The 19,074-nt window shown below is 72.2% G+C and carries 16 protein-coding genes; 7 read left to right on the top strand and 9 right to left on the bottom strand.

Annotation, left to right across the window (positions count from 1 at the left end; translation table 11 throughout):
• Nucleotides 1–16: 16 nt before the first annotated feature.
• Together ACLQ2N_RS04200 and ACLQ2N_RS04195 are read right to left on the bottom strand one after the other, a co-directional pair.
• Nucleotides 17–1,762 (bottom strand): BCCT family transporter, encoded by a 1,746-nt coding sequence (locus ACLQ2N_RS04200; protein ID WP_425809136.1) that lies wholly within the window; start codon nt 1,760–1,762, stop codon nt 17–19.
• Nucleotides 1,763–1,836: 74 nt separating this feature from the next.
• Complete coding sequence (locus tag ACLQ2N_RS04195; protein WP_425809134.1) at nt 1,837–3,162, bottom strand: M14 family metallopeptidase; 1,326 nt, start codon at nt 3,160–3,162, stop codon at nt 1,837–1,839.
• 179 nt (nt 3,163–3,341) lie between these two features.
• On the opposite strand from ACLQ2N_RS04195, the gene ACLQ2N_RS04190 reads away from it, so the two are divergent.
• Nucleotides 3,342–4,382 (top strand): LacI family DNA-binding transcriptional regulator, encoded by a 1,041-nt coding sequence (locus ACLQ2N_RS04190; RefSeq protein ID WP_425809132.1) that lies wholly within the window; start codon nt 3,342–3,344, stop codon nt 4,380–4,382.
• Here ACLQ2N_RS04190 and ACLQ2N_RS04185 read toward each other — a convergent pair.
• Both ACLQ2N_RS04185 and ACLQ2N_RS04180 read right to left on the bottom strand, forming a co-directional pair.
• The gene (locus tag ACLQ2N_RS04185) at nt 4,345–5,241 is read right to left on the bottom strand and encodes an oxygenase MpaB family protein (protein ID WP_425809130.1); all 897 of its coding nucleotides are present in this window, start codon (nt 5,239–5,241) and stop codon (nt 4,345–4,347) included. The genes ACLQ2N_RS04190 and ACLQ2N_RS04185 overlap by 38 nt on opposite strands.
• Nucleotides 5,242–5,369: 128 nt before the next feature.
• Complete coding sequence (locus tag ACLQ2N_RS04180; RefSeq protein ID WP_425809128.1) at nt 5,370–6,182, bottom strand: tetratricopeptide repeat protein; 813 nt, start codon at nt 6,180–6,182, stop codon at nt 5,370–5,372.
• A 156-nt stretch (nt 6,183–6,338) separates the two neighbouring features.
• Here ACLQ2N_RS04180 and ACLQ2N_RS04175 point away from each other — a divergent pair, with 156 nt between their 5' ends.
• Nucleotides 6,339–7,070 carry a MerR family transcriptional regulator gene (locus ACLQ2N_RS04175; protein ID WP_425809126.1) on the top strand — a complete coding sequence of 244 codons (732 nt, stop codon included), beginning with the start codon at nt 6,339–6,341 and terminating at the stop codon, nt 7,068–7,070.
• A gap of 55 nt (nt 7,071–7,125) precedes the next feature.
• Here ACLQ2N_RS04175 and ACLQ2N_RS04170 read toward each other — a convergent pair whose 3' ends face one another.
• Genes ACLQ2N_RS04170 through ACLQ2N_RS04155 form a run of 4 tightly spaced genes read right to left on the bottom strand, consistent with a single transcriptional unit; the run spans nt 7,126 to nt 12,922 of the window.
• On the bottom strand, nt 7,126–9,333 hold the full coding sequence (locus tag ACLQ2N_RS04170; RefSeq protein WP_425809124.1) for a 3-hydroxyacyl-CoA dehydrogenase NAD-binding domain-containing protein: 2,208 nt from the start codon (nt 9,331–9,333) through the stop codon (nt 7,126–7,128).
• Between the two features lie 30 nt (nt 9,334–9,363).
• On the bottom strand, nt 9,364–10,578 hold the full coding sequence (locus ACLQ2N_RS04165; RefSeq protein WP_425809122.1) for an acetyl-CoA C-acetyltransferase: 1,215 nt from the start codon (nt 10,576–10,578) through the stop codon (nt 9,364–9,366).
• 50 nt (nt 10,579–10,628) lie between these two features.
• Nucleotides 10,629–11,771 carry an acyl-CoA dehydrogenase family protein gene (locus tag ACLQ2N_RS04160; protein ID WP_425809120.1) on the bottom strand — a complete coding sequence of 381 codons (1,143 nt, stop codon included), beginning with the start codon at nt 11,769–11,771 and terminating at the stop codon, nt 10,629–10,631.
• Nucleotides 11,771–12,922: a CaiB/BaiF CoA transferase family protein gene (locus tag ACLQ2N_RS04155; RefSeq protein WP_425809118.1), complete on the bottom strand. Its 1,152-nt coding sequence runs from the start codon at nt 12,920–12,922 to the stop codon at nt 11,771–11,773. Before ACLQ2N_RS04155 ends, ACLQ2N_RS04160 begins: the two co-directional genes overlap by 1 nt.
• A gap of 213 nt (nt 12,923–13,135) precedes the next feature.
• Between ACLQ2N_RS04155 and ACLQ2N_RS04150 the strand changes: the two genes are divergently transcribed.
• Nucleotides 13,136–14,326 (top strand): saccharopine dehydrogenase family protein, encoded by a 1,191-nt coding sequence (locus ACLQ2N_RS04150; protein ID WP_425809116.1) that lies wholly within the window; start codon nt 13,136–13,138, stop codon nt 14,324–14,326.
• Nucleotides 14,327–14,344: 18 nt separating this feature from the next.
• On the opposite strand, the gene ACLQ2N_RS04145 is transcribed toward ACLQ2N_RS04150, so the two are convergent.
• Nucleotides 14,345–15,022, bottom strand: coding sequence for an endonuclease V (locus tag ACLQ2N_RS04145; RefSeq protein WP_425810191.1), 678 nt, complete (start codon nt 15,020–15,022; stop codon nt 14,345–14,347).
• A gap of 60 nt (nt 15,023–15,082) precedes the next feature.
• On the opposite strand from ACLQ2N_RS04145, the gene ACLQ2N_RS04140 reads away from it, so the two are divergent.
• From ACLQ2N_RS04140 to ACLQ2N_RS04125, 4 genes are all read left to right on the top strand, one after another.
• Nucleotides 15,083–15,376, top strand: a complete 294-nt coding sequence (locus ACLQ2N_RS04140; protein ID WP_425809114.1) for a YciI family protein — start codon at nt 15,083–15,085, stop codon at nt 15,374–15,376.
• Between the two features lie 161 nt (nt 15,377–15,537).
• Nucleotides 15,538–15,951 (top strand): SsgA family sporulation/cell division regulator, encoded by a 414-nt coding sequence (locus ACLQ2N_RS04135; protein WP_425809112.1) that lies wholly within the window; start codon nt 15,538–15,540, stop codon nt 15,949–15,951.
• A 314-nt stretch (nt 15,952–16,265) separates the two neighbouring features.
• A complete protein-coding gene (locus ACLQ2N_RS04130; protein ID WP_425809110.1) occupies nt 16,266–17,897 on the top strand; it encodes an ABC-F family ATP-binding cassette domain-containing protein in 1,632 nt (543 codons plus the stop codon).
• A gap of 176 nt (nt 17,898–18,073) precedes the next feature.
• Nucleotides 18,074–19,042 (top strand): acyl-ACP desaturase, encoded by a 969-nt coding sequence (locus tag ACLQ2N_RS04125; protein WP_425809108.1) that lies wholly within the window; start codon nt 18,074–18,076, stop codon nt 19,040–19,042.
• Nucleotides 19,043–19,074 lie beyond the last annotated feature (32 nt).

Raw genomic sequence — 19,074 nt, 5'->3', positions numbered from 1 at the left:
GCCCCCGGCGGGCTCCTCAGGCCGGGGTGGAGCCTCCCGGGCGGTCGCGGTCGTGGCGTTCCGTGGTGATCTGGCTGCCGCCCGGGCCGATGCGGATCTCGAAGTCGCCGTCGTACTTGGCGTGGCCCTCGATGACCGCCGATTCCACGGCCTCGACGCCGAACTCGCGGCGCACGATCAGGGGGTCCTGGCGCAGGTCGCGCATCAGGGCCACGCACATGCCGAGCATGACGATGGTGAACGGGGCCGCGACCAGGATGGTCAGGTTCTGGAGGCCCGCCAGGGCGTCGCCCTTGCCGTTGCCGATGAGCAGCATGATGGCGGCGACCGCGCCGGTGACGACGCCCCAGAAGATGACGACCCACTTGGCGGGTTCGAGGATGCCCTTCTGGGAGAGGGTGCCCATCACGATGGACGCGGCGTCCGCGCCGGAGACGAAGAAGATGCCGACGAGCACCATCACCAGGATGCTCATCAGCGTGGCGACAGGGAACTGCTGGAGCACGCCGAAGAGCTGCGCCTCCTGGGTGTCGGCGCCCCCGAGCTTGCCGCCCTCCTGGAGCTTGATGGCGGTGCCGCCGAAGATGGCGAACCAGATCAGGCTCACGGTGCTGGGCACCAGGATGACGCCGCCGATGAACTGGCGGATGGTCCGGCCCTTGCTGATACGGGCGATGAACATGCCCACGAAGGGCGTCCACGAGATCCACCAGGCCCAGTAGAAGACGGTCCAGCTGCCGAGCCAGTCGGCCACCTCGCCCTCACCGGTGGCCTCCGTACGGCCGGCGAGTTGCGGGAGGTCGCCGAAGTAGGAGGCGATCGAGGTCGGAATGAGGTCGAGCACGATGATCGTGGGGCCCGCGATGAACACGAACACGGCCAGGATCAGGGCGAGGACCATGTTGATGTTGGACAGCCACTGGATGCCCTTCTCCACCCCGGAGACGGCCGAGGCGATGAACGCGACGGTCAGCACGGCGATGATCAGGACGAGCAGTCCGGTGCCGGTCTTCTCCTTCCAGTTCAGCTCGTGGAAGCCGCTGCCGATCTGAAGGGCTCCGAGACCCAGCGAGGCGGCCGAGCCGAAGAGGGTCGCGAAGATGGCCAGGATGTCGATGAACCGGCCGAGGCCGCCGTGGGCGTGGCGGGGACCGATCAGCGGCTCGAAGACGGCGCTGATCGTCTGCCGCCTGCGGCGCCGGAACGTGCTGTACGCGATACCGAGGCCGACGACCGCGTAGATCGCCCACGGGTGCAGCGTCCAGTGGAACAGGGTGGTGGCCATGGCCGTCTGCATCGCCTCGGCCGCGTCGGCGGGGCGGGTGCCGGGCGGCGGGTCGGTGAAGTGGGCGAGCGGCTCGCTGACCCCGTAGAACATCAGACCGATGCCCATGCCGGCGCTGAACATCATCGCGACCCAGGAGACCGTGCGGAACTCCGGCTCCTCGTCCTCCTGGCCGAGGGTGATGTTTCCGTACCGGCTGACAGCGAGCCACAGGGCGAAGACCACGAATCCGGACGCGGCCAGCATGAACGCCCAACCGCCGTTGTGGATGAGGCCGTTGAGGGCCTTGTCGGAGACGTCCTCCAGCGAGTCGGTGGCGGTGGCCCCCCAGATGACGAAGGCCAGGGTGAGGCCGGCCGTGACACCGAACACCACCCGGTCGGTGACGGGGCGCCGGCCGTGGCCCGGTTCTCCGGGGAGGTCGGCCGTCACCGGCACGTCCCCTCTGCCGCCCGTTCTCTGATCGTCCTGCGACACGAATGGCACCTTTCACGGAAGCCGACAAAAAGCTCTCCGTAGGCAGTACCACACCCAAAGTGCATCTTTCGGGATCAACAAGCGGTATCGGGTTGACCGTTTGTGAGGTGATATGCGGCCCGTCCGTCCAGCAGGAGCGGAATCAGCTTCCGGGCGGGCTGCCGCAGGGGCACGTAGACCCCGTCACCGTCGGGGCGGGAGGTGACGGCGTGCAGCGCGAGTTCGTCGCGGACGCCCGCGAACTGCTCCTTCGTGAGGCGGTAGCCGCACGGCGGGTCGGTGAGGGTGTCACCCGGCTCCGGGACCCCCTCGTCCGAGCCCGCGAGGAACACGGGCCCCCGGTCGGCGGCCCCCGCCGCGCGGGAGGCGGCGGTCGCGGCGGCGATGCTCGCGCGCTGCTCGTCCGCGTACCGGAAGAGCGCGTCGAGAGCCACGAGTTGGGAGGTCACGCGGCGGCGGGCGTTGAGGGCGGGGTCGGCGCGCTCCTCGGCGGAGAGCGCGTCCGTGCGGGATTCGGTCAGCAGTCCGACCGCGTGGGTGAGGCCGGCGATGTTGCGCAGGAGGCGCTCCTGGCCGTCGCCCGCGCTCCGCTTGACCGGGCGGCCGGTGGCCGGGTCGGTCCAGACGCCGTAGACACCGGTGTCGAAGCCGGCCTTCTCGGCGGCGGGCCGCACCCGGTCCAGGGCCAGGGCGCGCGCCTCGTCGTGCAACCACTCCTCGGTGTTGGGGTTGCGGGGCCACAGCACGAGCAGGTCCTCGTCGTAGTACGGCGCGGTCGCGGCGTACTCGTGCACGTCCTCGATCACCTCGGGCTCGTGGTCGCGCAGCACGGCGGCGACGGCCCGGGCCTCCGCGCCGCGCAGGGCGAGGTGGTCCCGGTTGATGTCCACGCCGTCGCCGTTGGCCCGGGTCCCCGCCGCGAGGCCGTCGGGGTTGGCGGTGGGGACGACCAGGATCTCGGTCCGGGCGAGGAGGGCGCGGGTGCGCGCGTCGGTGGCGTACGCGAGGTCCCGGACCGTGCTCAGGCACGCCTCCCGCGCTGCCGGTTCGTCGCCGTGCTGGCCGCAGACCAGGAGCACGGTGAGCGCGTCGGGGCCGGCGCTGCCGATGCGGACGAGGCGCAGGGGGCGGCCCCGGGCCGTGGTGCCGATCCGCCGCACGGAGACCCGGTCGCCGCTCCGGGCGAGGCCCGCGAGCAGGGACGCCTCCTCGGACTGCCCGGTCCACCGCGCTCCGCCGGAGACCTCGAAGCCGGTGCGGGGCGCGGTGGTGCGGGCGGCGTCGGAGGGGACGCTGAGCAGGGGGACGGTCAGGGCGGCGGAGACGACCGCCAGGGCGAGATCGCGGGCACGGCCGCGCCGGGGCAGCCGCCGTCCCCCGGCCGTCGGCGCGATCGGCATGGCCGGAAGGTACCTGCGGCGCGGCGGCCCGCGACAGACCCGTGCACGGTTCGTTTCATGAAACGGGCAGACCGCTCCGGCCGTCGGGACCGGCCCGGCCCTCGCCGGACAGGGCAATACGCCTAGGCTGGCGGGGCCGGCCGACCGGCCGGCCCCGCTGTGCCACAGAGGAGCGTCCCGTGCCCGGTCCGTCCCCCGATGCCCCGCTCCACGCGCGCCCCACGCTGGAAGCGGTGGCGGCCCGTGCCGGAGTCTCGCGGGCGACGGCCTCGCGGGTGGTGAACGGGGGCGCAGGCGTCCGGCAGCCGCTCGTGGACCAGGTGCGCAAGGCGGTCGAGGAGCTGGGTTACATCCCGAACCATGCGGCGCGGACCCTGGTGACCCGGCGGAACGGGGCGGTGGCCGTGATCATCGACGAGCCCGAGGTGCGCATCTTCTCCGACCCGTTCTTCTCCCAGCACATCCGGGGCATCAGCCGCGAACTGAATGCGCACGACGCACAGTTGGTGCTGCTGCTGGTGGAGGGCCGGGGAGACTTCGAGCGGGTCAGCCGTTATCTGGGCGGGGGCCATGTCGACGGGGTGCTGGCCTTCTCCCTGCACACCGACGACGAACTCCCCGCCGCCATCCGGCGTTTCCGCGTCCCGGCCGTCTACGGCGGCCGGCCCGGGCGGCCGGGTGCGCCGACCGACGCGGTGCCCTTCGTGGACTGCGACAACCGGGGCGGTGCCCGGGAGGCCGTACGGCATCTGGCCGGGCTCGGCCGCCGGCACATCGCGCACATCGCCGGCCCGCGCGACCAGACCTCGGCGCTCGACCGGATCGACGGCTACGGGGACATCCTGCCGCAGGCCGATCCCGCGCTGCTCGCGGACGGCGACTTCACGGTGGAGGGCGGTGCGCGGGCCATGGCCGAGCTGCTGGCGCGGCGGCCGGACCTGGACGCGGTGTTCGCGGCGAACGACCTGATGGCGTCGGGTGCGCTGCGGGTGCTGCGGGAGCGGGGGCGGCGGGTGCCGCAGGAGGTGGCGCTGGTGGGCTTCGACGACATGGAGTCGGTCGCCGAGGCGACGGATCCGCCGCTGACGACGATACGTCAGGATGTCGTGGGCATGGGCCGGTTGATGGTCCGGCTGCTGATGGAGCGGCTGGAGGGCGGGGGCGCGGGGCCGGAGTCGGTGATCACCCCGACGCGGCTGGTCCGCCGCGCCTCGGCCTGAGCCCGCGCGTGCGGGCCCGGTACGCCGCCCGGGCGCGGCGGGCCCGGGGCAGGTAGCGCAGGCGCTCCGGCAGGACGGGGACGACGAGCCGGAGCACCGCGCAGAACCGCCGCAGGGCGCGTTCCTGCGCGTCGGTCCACTCCAGGCCGATGGCCTCGCGGGCATCGGCCGGCATCAGCCCGACGGTCAGGAAGGAGCGGAACCGGGCGAGCGGCGGGAGCAGCACCGGCCACAGCGCCCCGAGCAGCAGCCGCAGCGCCCAGGGGCCCCGGTCCGGCGGCGGGACGGCGGTGTCGGTGGCGACGAGTTCCGCGACGACGGGGGTCTTCTCGATCTCGTCGGCCAGCATGGCGCGGTAGTACGGCCAGAACTCCTCGATGGTCTGCGGCATGTCCCGGTCCTGGATGCCGAGCACCCGTCCCACCTGGAGCCATTCCGCGTACAGCGCGCGCTCCTGCTCGCGGCTGAGCGGGCGCAGCAGATAGCGGGCGGCGTGCCGGTAGACGGGGTAGCCGGTGGCGTGCACCCAGGCGTAGTTGGCCGGGGTCAGGGCGTGGTAGGGGCGGCCCCGGGTGTCGGTGCCCTGGATGGTGCGGTGCAGGCGGCGGAGCCTGCGCCCCTCCTCGGCGGCTTCCTCACCTCCGTACACCCAGAGCTGGAGCGAGCTGAGGGAGCGCTCGCCGCGCCCCCAGGGGTCCGTGCGAAACACGGAGTGCTCGTCCACGCCCGCCCCGACGGCGGGGTGGGCGACCTGGAGGGTGAGGGCGGCGGGCAGCATCAGCAGGGCCCGCACATCGCCGGACAGGCTCCACAGCACGCCACCGGGCGGGGGTGGCGCGGGGTCGTTGCTGCTGCTCATGCGGTGCTCCCGGCGGCTCGGTGGGCGCCGGACCGAAGCGGCCGGGCCCGCGTGATCCAGTATGCGGCCGTGCGCAGCGGGCGAGGCCGCCGGCCCTGCCGGGCCACGAGTGCGGCCGGGGCACCCGCTCAGGCGGTGTCGAAGCGGTCCAGCAGCTCGCGGGCCTCCACGGTGCGGCGGTGGTCCGGTCCGAAGGAGGTCAGGCAGGTGTCGTGGGCGGCGGAGGCCCGGGTCCGGGCCTCCGCAACGCGCCCCAGTCCCAGCAGGGCGGTGGCGGCGACCAGGTCCACGGCCCCCGCCTCCGGGCCGCGTTGCCCCTCGGGCAGGGCGCGGTGGAACGCGTCGGCGGTCGCGGACTCGGCGAGCGCTTCCCCGTAGCGTGCCTGGCCGTTCAGACTGCGGGCCAGGCCGATCTGCAGCACCAGGCGGATGCGGTGCGGTTCGCGCAGCTGCGCCAGCGCGTCGCGGGCCAGCGTCTCGGCCTTCGCGTGGCGGCCCTGTGCGTTGAGGGCGAAGACGACTCCGTTGGTGGCGGCCGCCGCCACGCGCCGCGTCTCCGGATGCGTGTTGCCTGCCGCGGCCCGGACGACGGCCTCGCTCTCCGCCTCGCACTCGGCGTGCCGGCCCAGCGAGGCCAGTTGTTGCGCGCGGTCGGACCGCAGTTTCAGCGTCTGCCAGTGACCGGGTCCGAAGAGCCTGCGGGAGACCGACAATGCCTCGTCGTACGCGGTCAGGGCCTCGGCGTGGCGGCCCTGGGCGCCGGTCGAGACGGCGACCACGGTCAGCGCCCCCAGCAGCTCTTCCCTGTCGCGCGGCCGCGACCGGGCCACGGCGCGCGCCTGCGTCTCCGCCTCGGCGTAGCGCCCGGCCCGATACAGCTCGGCGGCCCGGGTGGCGGGGGACGGCTTCGTACCTGTGCCGCGCGACCGGAAGAATTTCATGCCCGGAGCATAGGGAGAGCCCGCCCTGGGGCCGGCGACGGGGGGCTCCACCGAGGCGGCGGTGACTGGTCGTAGGTTCCGGCGCTTTCACATCAGTGGTGAGACAGCAATACTGTTGCACCGAGTGGGGCGCAGCACCGGATACGAGGAGCGGACATGGCGACCGAGGCCGAGGAGCCGAAGCTCACCGTCGACGAGCTGGCGGCTCGCGCCGGGGTGACCGTGCGGACGGTGCGGTTCTACAGCACCCGGGGGCTGCTGCCGCCCCCGGTGATCGGACCGCGCCGGGTCGGGCACTACGGGCACGACCACCTGTCGCGGCTGGCGCTCATCGAGGAGCTTCAGCACCAGGGCATGACGCTCGCCGCGATCGAACGCTACCTGGAGCAGTTGCCGCCCGATCTGAGCGCCCACGATCTGGCCATCCACCGGGCGCTCGTCGCGTCCTGGGCGCCGGACTCGGCGGAGGACGCCTCGCGGGCCGAGCTGGAGCGGCGGGCCGGGCGGCCGCTCGGGGACCAGGACCTCGACCGGCTGGCCGCGATGGGGGTGCTGGAGCGGTCGGCGCCCGAGGACGGGGTCTTCCGGGTGGACCCGGGGCTGCTGCGGCTCGGTGTGGAGCTGCTCGACGTGCCGATCGCGCACGAGACGATCCTCGCCGCCCGTACGGTCCTGATGGAGCACACCCGGTCCGCCGCGCAGGAGCTGACCCGGCTCTTCCGGGACGAGGTGTGGAGTCCGTACCGGGAGCGGGAGGCGGACCCCGAGCACGTCAAGGTGATGAAGTCGCTGTCCGCGCACATGCAGCCGATGGTGCTCCAGGCCCTGGTGACCGCGTTCCAGCGGTCGTTGAAGGAGGAGCTGCGGGCGGCGTTCACCGCCGAGTGAACGCATCGGGTGCCGTACCGCCCGGGAACGGCGGTACGGCACCCGGCGCGGCGGGTCAGTCGTGGAAGGTCTCGCCCCTCTCCGCCTTCTCCACCAGCAGCGCGGGCGGCAGGAAGCGGTCCCCGTAGCGCTCGGCGAGTTCCCGGGCGCGGGCCACGAAGCCGGGCAGGCCGCCCTCGTAGCCGTTGATGTACTGGAGCACGCCGCCGGTCCACGGCGGGAAGCCGATGCCCATGATGGAGCCGATGTTGGCGTCGGCGACGGTGATCAGGACGTTCTCCTCCAGGCAGCGGACGCTGTCCAGCGCCTCGGAGAAGAGCATCCGCTCCTGCATGTCGGTGAAGGAGATGTCCGTCCCGGGTCGCGTGCTGCGTCCGTCCGGGGAGCGACCCCCGGAACCCCCGAAATGCTCGCGCAGGCCCGGCCACAGGCGGGTGCGCCTGCCCGTCTCGTCGTACTCGTAGAAGCCCGCCCCGCCGCTGCGGCCGGGGCGGCCGAACTCGTCCACCATCCGGTCGATCACGTCGTCCGCCGGGTGGCCGGGCCAGGTGCCGCCCGCCTCCTCGACGGCCTTGCGGGTCTCGTTGCGGATCTTGCGCGGCAGGGTGAGGGTCAGTTCGTCCATCAGGGAGAGCACCTTGGCCGGGTAGCCGGCCTGCGCGGCGGCCTGCTCGACGGAGGCGGGCTCGACGCCCTCGCCGACCATGGCGACGCCCTCGTTGATGAACCGGCCGATGACGCGCGAGGTGAAGAAGCCGCGCGAGTCGTTCACTACGACCGGGGTCTTCCTGATCCGGCGGACCAGGTCGAACGCGCGGGCCAGCGCCTCGTCACCGGTCTTCTCGCCCTTGATGATCTCGACCAGCGGCATCTTGTCGACCGGCGAGAAGAAGTGCAGCCCGATGAAGTCGACGGGGCGCGAGACGCCTTCGGCGAGCACGGTGATCGGGAGGGTGGAGGTGTTGGAGCAGAGCAGCGCGTCGGGCTCGACGACGTCCTGGATCTCCTGGAACACCTTGTGCTTGAGGGCGGTGTCCTCGAAGACGGCCTCGATCACGGCGTCGCAGCCCGCGAGGTCGGCGACCTCGGCGGTCGGGGTGATCCGGGCCAGCAGCTCGTCGCGCTGCGCCTCGGTGGTACGGCCGCGGGACAGCGCCTTGTCGAGCAGCTTCTCGCTGTACGCCTTGCCCTTGGCGGCGGCCTCGGCGGAGACGTCCTTGAGGACGACGTCGATGCCGGCCTTGGCGCAGGAGTACGCGATGCCCGCGCCCATCATGCCGGCGCCGAGGACGGCGACCTTGCGGACCTGGCGCTCCTCGATGCCCTTGGGGCGGCTGGCGCCCGAGTTGACGGCCTGGAGGTCGAAGAAGAACGCCTGGATCATGTTCTTGGAGACCTGGCCGGTGACCAGCTCGGTGAAGTACCGGGCCTCGATGGTCAGGGCGGTCTCGAAGTCGACCTGGGAGCCCTCGACGGCTGCGGCGAGGATGTTGCGCGGCGCGGGCATGGGCGCCCCGGCGATCTGCTTCTTCAGGTTCGACGGGAAGGCCGGGAGGTTCGCGGCGAACTTCGGGTGCGAGGGGGTGCCGCCGGGGATCCTGTAGCCCTTGACGTCCCAGGGCTGCTGGGACTCGGGGTGGGCGTCGATGAAGGCGCGGGCCTTGTCCAGCATCTCCTCGGGCGTGGCGGCGACCTCGTGGACGAGGCCGTTCTCCAGCGCGCGGCGCGGGGTGTACTGGGTGCCCTGGAGGAGGACCTTGAGGAGGGCGTCCGCGATGCCCATGAGGCGTACGGTGCGGGTGACGCCGCCGCCCGCGGGGAGCAGGCCGAGGGTGACCTCGGGCAGGCCGATGCGGGAGCCGGGCGCGTCCAGGGCGATGCGGTGGTGGGCGGCGAGCGCGATCTCGTAACCGCCGCCGAGCGCGGCGCCGTTGATGGCGGCGACGACGGGCTTGCCGAGGGTCTCGATGCGGCGCAGCGAGTTCTTGATGGCGGTTCCGGTGTCGAACGCGAGCTGCGCGCTCGAAGGACCGATCCTGATCATTTCCTTGAGGTCGCCACCGGCGAAGAAGGTCTTCTTGGCGGAGGTGTAGATGATGCCCCGGATGGAGTCCTTCTCGGCCTCGGCGCGGTCGGCGACGGCCGCGATGGAGTCCTTGAACGCCTGGTTCATCGTGTTGGCGGACTGGTGGGGATCGTCCAGGACGAGGGTGACGACGCCGGTCTCGTCCTGTTCCCAGCGGATGGTCGTGCTCTCGGTCATGGGTGTGTCTTCTCCGTAGGAAGGGGACGGTCAGAGACGCTCGATGACGGTGGCGATGCCCATGCCGCCGCCCACGCACAGCGTGGCGAGGCCGTAGCGCTTGTCCCGGCGCTCCAGCTCGTCGATGAGGGTGCCGAGGATCATGGCGCCGGTGGCGCCCAGCGGGTGGCCGAGCGCGATGGCGCCGCCGTTGACGTTGACCTTGTCGAGGGAGACGCCCATGTCCCGGACGAAGCGCAGGACGACTCCGGCGAAGGCTTCGTTGATCTCGATGAGGTCGATGTCGTCGATGGTCAGCCCGGCCTTGGCGAGCGCCTTGCGGGTGGCGGGGGCGGGACCGGTGAGCATGATGGTGGGCTCGGAGCCGGAGACGGCGGCGGAGACGATACGGGCGCGCGGGGTGAGGCCGTAGCGCTCCCCGATCTGCTGGTTGCCGATGGCCACGAGGGAGGCGCCGTCCACGATGCCGGAGGAGTTGCCCGCGTGGTGGACGTGGTCGATCTTCTCCACCCAGTGGTACTTCTGGAGCGCCACCGCGTCGAAGCCGCCCATCTCGCCGATCGTCGCGAAGGAGGGCTTGAGCGCGGCGAGCGAGTCGGCGGTGGTGCCGGGGCGCATGTGCTCGTCGTGGTCGAGGACGACGAGGCCGTTGCGGTCCTTGACGGGGACGACGGACCGCGCGAAGCGGTTGTCCTTCCACGCCTCGGCGGCCCGCTCCTGGGAGAGCGCGGCGTACTCGTCCACATCGCGGCGGGAGAAGCCCTCGATGGTGGCGATGAGGTCGGCGCCGATGCCCTGCGGGGCGAAGCCGGTCTCGAAGTTGGTCATCGGGTCCATCGCCCAGGCGCCGCCGTCGGAGCCCATCGGCACCCGGGACATCGACTCGACACCGCCCGCGAGGATCAGGTCCTCCCAGCCCGAACGCACCTTGGCGGCGGCCAGGTTGACGGCTTCGAGGCCCGAGGCGCAGAAGCGGTTCTCCTGGACGCCGGCCACGGTGTCGGGCAGTCCGGCCGCGATGGCGGCGATCCGGGCGATGTCGGAGCCCTGGTCGCCGAGCGGGCTGACCACGCCGAGGACGATGTCGTCGACGGCGGCCGGGTCCAGGCCGGGGAAGCGGTTTCGGATCTCGTGGATCAGGCCGACGACGAGATCGATGGGCTTGGTGCCGTGCAGGGCCCCGTTGGCCTTGCCGCGGCCGCGCGGGGTGCGGATCGCGTCGTAGACGAACGCTTCGGTACTCAAGACAGCTGCCTTTCGGGGGTGGTGGCGCGGGCGTGGTTCAGGAGCCGGAGTCAGGCGAGCAGCGAGCGGCCGATGATCTCCTTCATGATCTCGGTCGTGCCGCCGTAGATGGTCTGGATGCGGCCGTCGGTGAACGCCCGGGCCACCGGGTACTCGCTCATGTAGCCGTACCCGCCGTGCAGTTGGAGGCAGCGGTCGGCGACGCGCTTCTGCAGTTCAGTCGCCCACCACTTCGCCATCGAGGCGTGCACCGCGTCGAGGGTGCCGTCGGAGTGGTCCACGATGCAGCGGTCGAGGAAGGCCCGGGTGACGGCGCACTCGGTGGCCATCTCCGCGATCTCGAAGCGGATGTGCTGGAGCTTGGAGAGCGGCCGGCCGAACGCCTCGCGCTCCTTGACGTACGCGGTGGTGATCTCCAGGAGGTGTTCGGCGGCGGCGATCCCGGCGACGGCTATGCCCATGCGCTCCTGGGCGAGGTTGGTCATCAGGTGGATGAAGGCGCCGTCGCGCTCGCCGAGCAGGTTCTCCTTGGGGACGCGCACGTCGTTGAAGAACAGCTCGGCCGTGTCCTGCGCCTTCTGGCCGATCTTGTCGAGGTTGCGGCCCCGCTCGAAGCCCTCCGCGCCGCGCTCGACCACGATCAGCGAGAGGCCCTTGGCGCCGCCCTCCGGGGTGGTCTTCGCGACGACGACCACCAGGTCGGCGAGGATGCCGTTGGAGATGAACGTCTTGGAGCCGTTGAGCAGCCAGTGGTCGCCCCTGTCCTCGGCGGTGGTGCGGATGCCCTGGAGGTCGGAGCCGGCGCCGGGTTCGGTCATGGCGATGGCGGTGATGGTCTCGCCGCTGCAGAAGCCGGGCAGCCAGCGCCGCTTCTGCTCGTCGGTGGCGAGGCCGGTGAGGTACGGACCGATGATGTCGTTGTGCAGCCCGAGCGCGATTCCGGGCGTGCCGGCCCGGGTGAACTCCTCGGCCAGCACCGCGCTGTAGCGGAAGTCGGTGGTGCCGCCGCCCCCGTACTCCTCGGGAACGGCGAGGCCGAGGAGGCCCTGCCGCCCGGCGGCGCTCCACGCCTCGCGGGAGACGATGCCGTCCTTCTCCCACTGCTCGTAGTGCGGAAGGACCTCCTTGGCGAGGAAGGTGCGCACGGTCTCGCGGAAGGCGTCGTGCTCTTCGGTGAAGATCTGCCGCTGCATCAGGGAGTGGTGTCCTTCCGGGTGGTCCGCAGGCCGGGCACGTCCCAGTCGGCGGCGACGGCTTCGGTGTCCGCGCCCGGCAGGACGGGTCCGCTGCGTACGGACGTGGGCGTGGCCGAGAAGCGGGGCGCGGGCGCGGGCTGGGTGAGTCCGCCGTGCTCCACGAAGGTGGCGCGGGCGGCGAGGTGGGGATGGTGCGGGGCCTCGCGGAGCGAGAGGACGGGCGCGACGCAGGCGTCCGACCCGTCGAAGACCTCGGTCCACTCGGCGCGGGTACGGGTGCGGAACCGGTCCGCGACGGCGCCGCGCAGCTCGTCCCAGCGGGCCAGGTCGTTGCGGTCCGGGGCGGTCTCCGCGATGCCGAGGAGCTCGACGAACTCGTCGTAGAACCGCTGCTCCAGCGGGCCCACCGCCATGTACTGCCCGTCGGCGGTCTCGTACGAGCCGTAGAACGGGCAGCCGCCGTCCAGCAGGTTGGCGCCGCGCCGGTCCTGCCAGCCGCCGGCCGCGAGCATGCCGTGGATCATCGTGGCGAGGTGGGCGGCGCCGTCCACGATCGCCGCGTCGACCACCTGTCCGGTGCCGCCGGGAGTGCGGGCGTGCTGGAGGGCGGCGAGGATGCCGACCACGAGGTAGAGCGAGCCGCCCGCGTAGTCGCCGAGCAGGTTGGCAGGGACGGTGGGCGGCTCGTCCGGCCGGCCGATCACGGAGAGGGTGCCGGTGGGCGCGATGTACGCGATGTCGTGCCCGGCGCGCTCGGCGAGCGGCCCGTCCTGGCCCCAGCCCGTCATCCGCCCGTAGACCAGTTTCGGGTTCCGGGCCAGGCAGGCTTCGGGGCCCACGCCGAGGCGCTCCGCGACGCCCGGCCGGTAGCCCTCGATGAGGACGTCGGCGCGTGCGGCCAGGTCCAGGACGGTGTCCGGGCCGTCCGGGGCCTTGAGGTCGACGAGCACGGAGCGCTTGTTGCGGTTGGTGAGGTCGCGGGCCGGGTCGATGCCGAGTCCGGCGCCGCCGGGGCGGTCGACGCGCACCACGTCGGCGCCCAGGTCGGCCAGGAGCATCGCGGCGAAAGGGCCGGGGCCGATGCCGGCGAGCTCCACCACCCGCAGGCCGTCGAGTGGGCCGCGCGGGCCGTTCCCTGGTGTCGCCATCGAGCCCCCAGCGGTATGACACAACTGATGTAACATCGATGATGCTAAGAACGTGCCGCGCTCCGCACAACCCCCTGGGCCGAGCAAGCGCTTAGTTCTTCTCGCGGATACTCATGGATACTCCCCCATGACCCCCTCCCGCCCGCACACCGCCACGGCGGCCGCGCTAACCTCTGCTCGCTCCGTCCGGCGCCGTCCTCCGTGGAGGCTTTCGTGAACAGGCAGAACGGGCCCGCACGCCCCTATGACGTAGTCCTCTTCGGCGCCACCGGCTTCGTGGGCGCGCTCACCGCCGAGTATCTGGCCCGGCACGCCCCCGACGGCTGCCGCTGGGCCCTCGCCGGGCGCGACCGCGCCAAGCTGGAGAAGCTGCGCACCCGGCTGGCCGCCCTCGATCCGCGCTGCGCGGACCTTCCACTGCTGACGGCGGACGCGGCCGACGCCGGTTCGCTGCGCGAACTCGCCGAGTCCACGCACGTGGTGGCCACGACCGTCGGCCCCTACGTCTGGTACGGCGAGCAGCTGGTCGCCGCCTGCGCGGAGGCGGGGACGGACTACACGGACCTGACGGGCGAACCGGAGTTCGTGGACCGGATGTACGTGGCGCACGACGCCCGGGCCCGGGAGACCGGCGCCCGCATCGTGCACGCCTGCGGCTTCGACTCCGTGCCGCACGACCTCGGCGCCTACTTCACGGTGCGGCAGCTGCCCGAGGACGTGCCGCTGCGCATCGACGGCTTCGTCCGCAGCAACGCCGTCTTCTCCGGCGGTACGTTCGCCTCGGCGCTCACCGCGATGGGCCGGGGCGCCCAGACGGCGCGCGCCGCGAGTGAACGCCGTCTGTACGAACCCCGGGCGGCCGGCCGCCGCGTGCACGCCCCGCTCGGCCGACCCCGCTTCAGCCCGGAGACGGGCACCTGGGCGCTTCCGCTGCCGACGCTCGACGCGCGGGTCGTCGCCCGCTCGGCGAAGGCGCTGCCCCGCTACGGCCCCGACTTCCGCTACCGCCACTACGCCTCGGTCAAGCGCCTCCCCGTGGCCCTCGGCGGCACCGCCGCGCTCGGCGTGCTGCTCGGTGCCGCGCAGGTGCCGGCCGCGCGGGAGTGGCTGATGGGGCGCTACGAGTCCGGTGCCGGTCCGGACGCGGAGCGCAGGCGGCGCAGCTGGTTCACCGTGCGGTTCGTCGGCGAGGGCGGCGGGCGGCGGGTGTTCACGGAGGTGTCGGGCGGCGATCCGGGGTACGACGAGACGGCGAAGATGCTCGCGGAGTCCGCGCTGTGCCTGGCGCTGGACGAGCTGCCGGCCACCTCGGGGCAGGTCACGACGGCTGCCGCGATGGGCGACGCGCTGCTGGACCGGCTGGTCTCGGCCGGGCTGCGGTTCCGGGTGGCGGCGGCGCGCTGAGCGGTCGCGGCCGCCTCCTCAGGCGGCCGGCCCTCCGGCGGTCGCCTCGCGCAGGGCCCTGCGGCACAGGGCGTCCGCCCTGCGCGTCGTCTCCGGCTGCCGGAAGTCCCGGGCGAGCGCGAGGGTGTGCGCGACGGCGTTGTCCAGACCGGTGCGGTGCCCGACCGAGACGTAGACCGGCTTGGTGCCGGCCCGGGTGCGCACGGCCCGGCCGACCTCCTCCGCCCCGTCCAGCAGCGGCGACTGGTCCCCGCGCTCCGGACCGGGCGGCTCGTAGGTGAAGGTGAACGGGTTCTTGGCGACGCCGATGACCGGGAGGCCGGTGAGGACGCCGAGGTGGCTCGCGAGGCCGAAGCGGCGGGGGTGGGCCCTGCCGTACCCGTCGCAGACGACGAGCCCGGGGTCAGCGGCCAGCTTCTCCAGGGCGGCGAGGACGGTCGGGATCTCGCGGAAGGCCAGCAGCCCCGGGACGTACGGGAAGCTGACCCGGCCGACCGCGGTGGCCTCCTCCACCAGCTCCAGCGTCGCGCCGTCGAGCACGACGGCCGCCGCCGCCACGATGTCGCGCTCGTCGTCGTAGGCGACGTCGACCCCGGTCACCCGGCCGGTCCCCGGCGGCGGACCGGGCTCGTCGAGGATCACCCGGCCGCGCAGGGCGTCCTGGAGGGCACGGGCCCCGGCGGCGTCGGAAGGCATCTGAAGCGCTGTCATGATGGCGCCCACCCTACGGGCCCACCCGGCCGATAGCCTGGGCACATGTTCGTACTGGAGCTGTCCTACACCGCCCCGCTGGACCGCGTCGACGCCCTGCTGAACGCGCACGTCGTCTGGCTCGACCAGCAGTACGAGAGCGGGGTGTTCATCGCATCCGGTCGCAAGAACCCCCGGGACGGCGGGGTGATCCTCGCGGTCGGGGACGACCGGGCGGCGATCGAACGGCTGGCGGCGACCGACCCGTTCGTGGTCGAGGGCGTCTGCGCGTACCGGATCACCGAGTTCATCGCCACCAAGACCTCGGACGCGCTCGCCCCGTACCGCCAGCGGCTCTGAAATGCGGCCCGCCGGGGTGCTCCGGCCGGAACGGGGCAGGTGAACAGAGAGCGGTGTGCGGTGATACAGCTCACGCCGCCTCCCGGTGCACGGATCGGCGGCTTCCGTCGTCTCTACGGGTGCCGGGAACCGTTCGTCCGGTCGCGAGAGGGAGCAGGTTCGTGTCCACGGTCATCGAACAGTCCGTACAGGCCCGCATGGTGGCGTCCGCGCCGCAGATGGAGACGCTGCCCGCCGTCCTGAGCTACGACCGGTCGGACCCCTTCGCCGTACGCATGGCGTTCCCGGCGCCGGCGACGCTGGAAGGCACGGAGGTGTCCTGGCAGTTCTCCCGGGACCTGCTCGCCGCCGGGATGGAGGTCCCGTCCGGACTCGGGGACGTCCGGGTCAGGCCGTTCGGCTACGACCGTACGGTGCTGGAGTTCCACGCCGCCGAGGGGATCGCGATGGTGCACGTGCGCACCGCGGACCTGCGGCGGTTCCTGCGGCGGGCCGAGGAGCTGGTGCCCCGCGGCCACGAGCACCGGTTCCTCGACCTGGACCGGAACCTGACCGATCTGTTCGGTCCCTGCTGAGTCCGCGACCCGCTTGCGCGGGGCCGTTAATCCGTTTGCTCCCTCCGCGGGCCCCGCTTAACGTTCTCGGTGTCCTTGTCGTCGCCGATTGGAGCAGGCCGTTGAAGGTCTGAGGTCCCGAGACACCGTGTCGCGTACCATGACCGGCCTTTGCCGTGTCCGCGCGCCCGAGTGCGACCTCAGCTCTCCGAGCCGTCCTCCGCGACCAGGGCCTTCCCCGCGCAATGCCGGAAATCCCGCCGGAATGCGTCGAACGCCAGTGGCCGGTGTCTCGCCCCGTTGCCCTGTCCTTCCTCGCAACCGGGAGATTCCTCATGTCTACCCCCACCGCCCACATCACCTGTTCCGCCCTCTCCCTGATCTGGCCCGACGGCGGCCGGGCCCTGGACGGCCTCCATCTCTCCGTGGGCCCCGGCCGCACGGGACTCATCGGCCTCAACGGGGCCGGAAAATCGACCCTGCTGCGGCTGCTCGCCGGGGAACTCGCACCCACCGAGGGCCGGATCAGCGTCTCCGGCGACGTGGGCTACCTGCCGCAGAACCTGGTCCTGGACACGGAGTTGCGCGTCGACGCCGCGCTCGGGATCGACGCGGTCCGCGCGGCGCTGCACGCCATCGAGTCCGGTGAGGTCGGCGAGGAGCACTTCGCGGCCGTGGGCGACGACTGGGACGTCGAGGAGCGGGCCCGGGCCACCCTCGACGGGCTGGGCCTCGGCCATATCGGGCTCGACCGCACGATCGGCGAGATGTCGGGCGGTGAGTGCGTGCTGCTGCGGCTGGCCGCGCTACTGCTGGCCCGGCCCGACGTACTGCTGCTCGACGAGCCGACCAACAACCTGGACGTGTACGCCAGGCAGCGGCTGTACGCGGCGGTCGACGCCTGGCACGGGGTGCTCGTCGTCGTCAGCCACGACCGGGAACTCCTGGACCGGGTCGACCGGATCGCCGACCTGCGGGACTCCACCGTCACCTGGTACGGCGGCAACCTCTCCGCGTACGAGGAGGCGCTGGCCGTCGAGCAGGATGCGGCCGAGCGCATGGTGCGCGTCGCCGAGGCCGACATGAAGCGGCAGAAGCGCGAACTGGCCGAGGCCCAGGTGAAACTGGCCCGGCGCAAGCGGTACGGGCAGAAGATGAACGAGCAGAAGCGCGAGCCCAAGATTGTCATGGGAGCGCGCAAGCGTGCCGCGCAGGAGTCGGCGGGCAAGCACCGGATCATGCACGCGGAGCGGCTGGCCGAGGCGAAGGAGCGCCTCGACGAAGCCGTCGATCTGGTCCGCGACGACGACGAGATCCGGGTCGAGCTGCCGCGCACCCGGGTCCATCCGGGCCGGGGCGTGCTGGTCCTGCGCGATCTGGAACTCGCGTACGGGGCACGGGTTCGGGGGCAGTACGAGGTGCGCGGTCCGGAGCGCATCGCGCTGGTGGGGCGCAACGGGGCGGGCAAGACCACGCTGCTCCGTACGCTCGCCGGGGAACTGGCCCCGGTGTCCGGGGAAGCGGTGACCGACGTCCCGCTGCGCTTCCTGCCCCAGCGGCTCGACGTGCTGGAGGACGGGCTGAGCGTGGTGGAGAACGTGGCGCGGTTCGCCCCGGACGCGACCAACAACCACATCAGGGCGAGGCTCGCGCACTTCCTCTTCCGGGGTGCGCGGGCGGACCGGGCCGCGGGGACCCTGTCGGGCGGGGAGCGGTTCCGGGCGGCGCTGGCCGCGCTGCTGCTGGCCGAGCCGGCGCCCCGGCTGCTGATGCTGGACGAGCCGACGAACAACCTCGACCTGGCGAGCGTACGGCGGCTGACCGAGGCGCTGGAGGCGTACGAGGGGGCACTCGTCGTGGCCAGTCACGACGTGCCGTTCCTGGAATCGCTGGAGATCACCCGCTGGCTGCTGCTCGACGGCGAACTGCGGGACACCTCGGCCGAGGAGGTGCGTGCCGGGCTCTGACGCGGGAACACGGGGGTGTGCGCCGGGCCGGTGCGCACCCCCTTCGGCCTCTGGACACGCAGAGTGAGCGACGCTCGCCCATTCGGGCTTGGCCAGAGCCTTACCGCCGCTTTAACCTACGGTCTCGTAACCTACGAAGCCGTAGGTAGCCATTCCTCCCGTCCCCAGGAGCCCCCGTGACCCTTACTTCTCCCCATCTCGGCAGTTCACAGGCGTGGACCGATGCCCACCTCCTGTTCGCACTGGAAGAGGTGGTCGAGAAGGAACTCGACCGGCATCTCAAGGTCGCCAAGGACTGGATGCCGCACGAGTACGTCCCCTTCTCCGACGGGCGCAACTTCCCCGGCATCTTCGAGGACGGTGAGGCGTGGCAGGCCGACCAGTCCAAGGTCACCGACATCGGCAAGATCGCCCTCGTGGTCAACCTCCTCACCGAGGACAACCTCCCCAGCTACCACCACGAGATCGCCACGCTCTTCGGCCGCGACGGCGCCTGGGGCACCTGGGTGCACCGCTGGACGGCCGAGGAGGGCCGGCACGGCATCGTGATGCGGGACTACCTGCTCACCTCGCGCGCCGTCGACCCGGACAAGCTGGAGCAGTTCCGGATGGCGCACATGGCGGAGGGCTTCGAGTCCGACAACCGGCACTCGATGCTGCACTCCGTGGCCTACGTGGCCTTCCAGGAGCTGGCCACCCGCGTCTCGCACCGCAACACCGGGCACCAGTCGGGCGACCCGGTCTGCGACCGCATGCTGGCGCGCATCGCGACCGACGAGAACCTGCACATGGTGTTCTACCGCAACCTGCTGGGCGCGGCTTTCCAGCTGGCCCCGGACCTGACCATGCAGTCGGTGCGCGACGTCGTCGTGAACTTCCGGATGCCCGGCCACGGCATGCCCGGCTTCGAGCGGGCCGCCGCGCAGATGGCGATCGGTGAGATCTACAACATGCGTATCCACCACGACGACGTCATCCAGCCGGTGCTGCGCTATCTCAAGGTGCTCGAGATCGACGGCCTGGGCCCGGACGGCCTGAAGGCGCAGGAGGAGCTGGGCCTGTACATGCACGGCCTGGACACCGAGGCCGCGAAGTTCGACGAGAAGCTGGCCGCCCGGAAGGCCCGGATGGCCGCCCGCGGCTAGGGTCTGACCGCGCGCAGGTGGCGGTCCGGGAG

It is taken from the genome of Streptomyces sp. DT224 (assembly GCF_049844595.1).
Classification (GTDB): Bacteria; Actinomycetota; Actinomycetes; order Streptomycetales; family Streptomycetaceae; genus Streptomyces.
The sequence above is the reverse complement of the archived record's forward strand: the minus strand, read 5'-3'. Positions and strand labels throughout refer to the sequence as shown.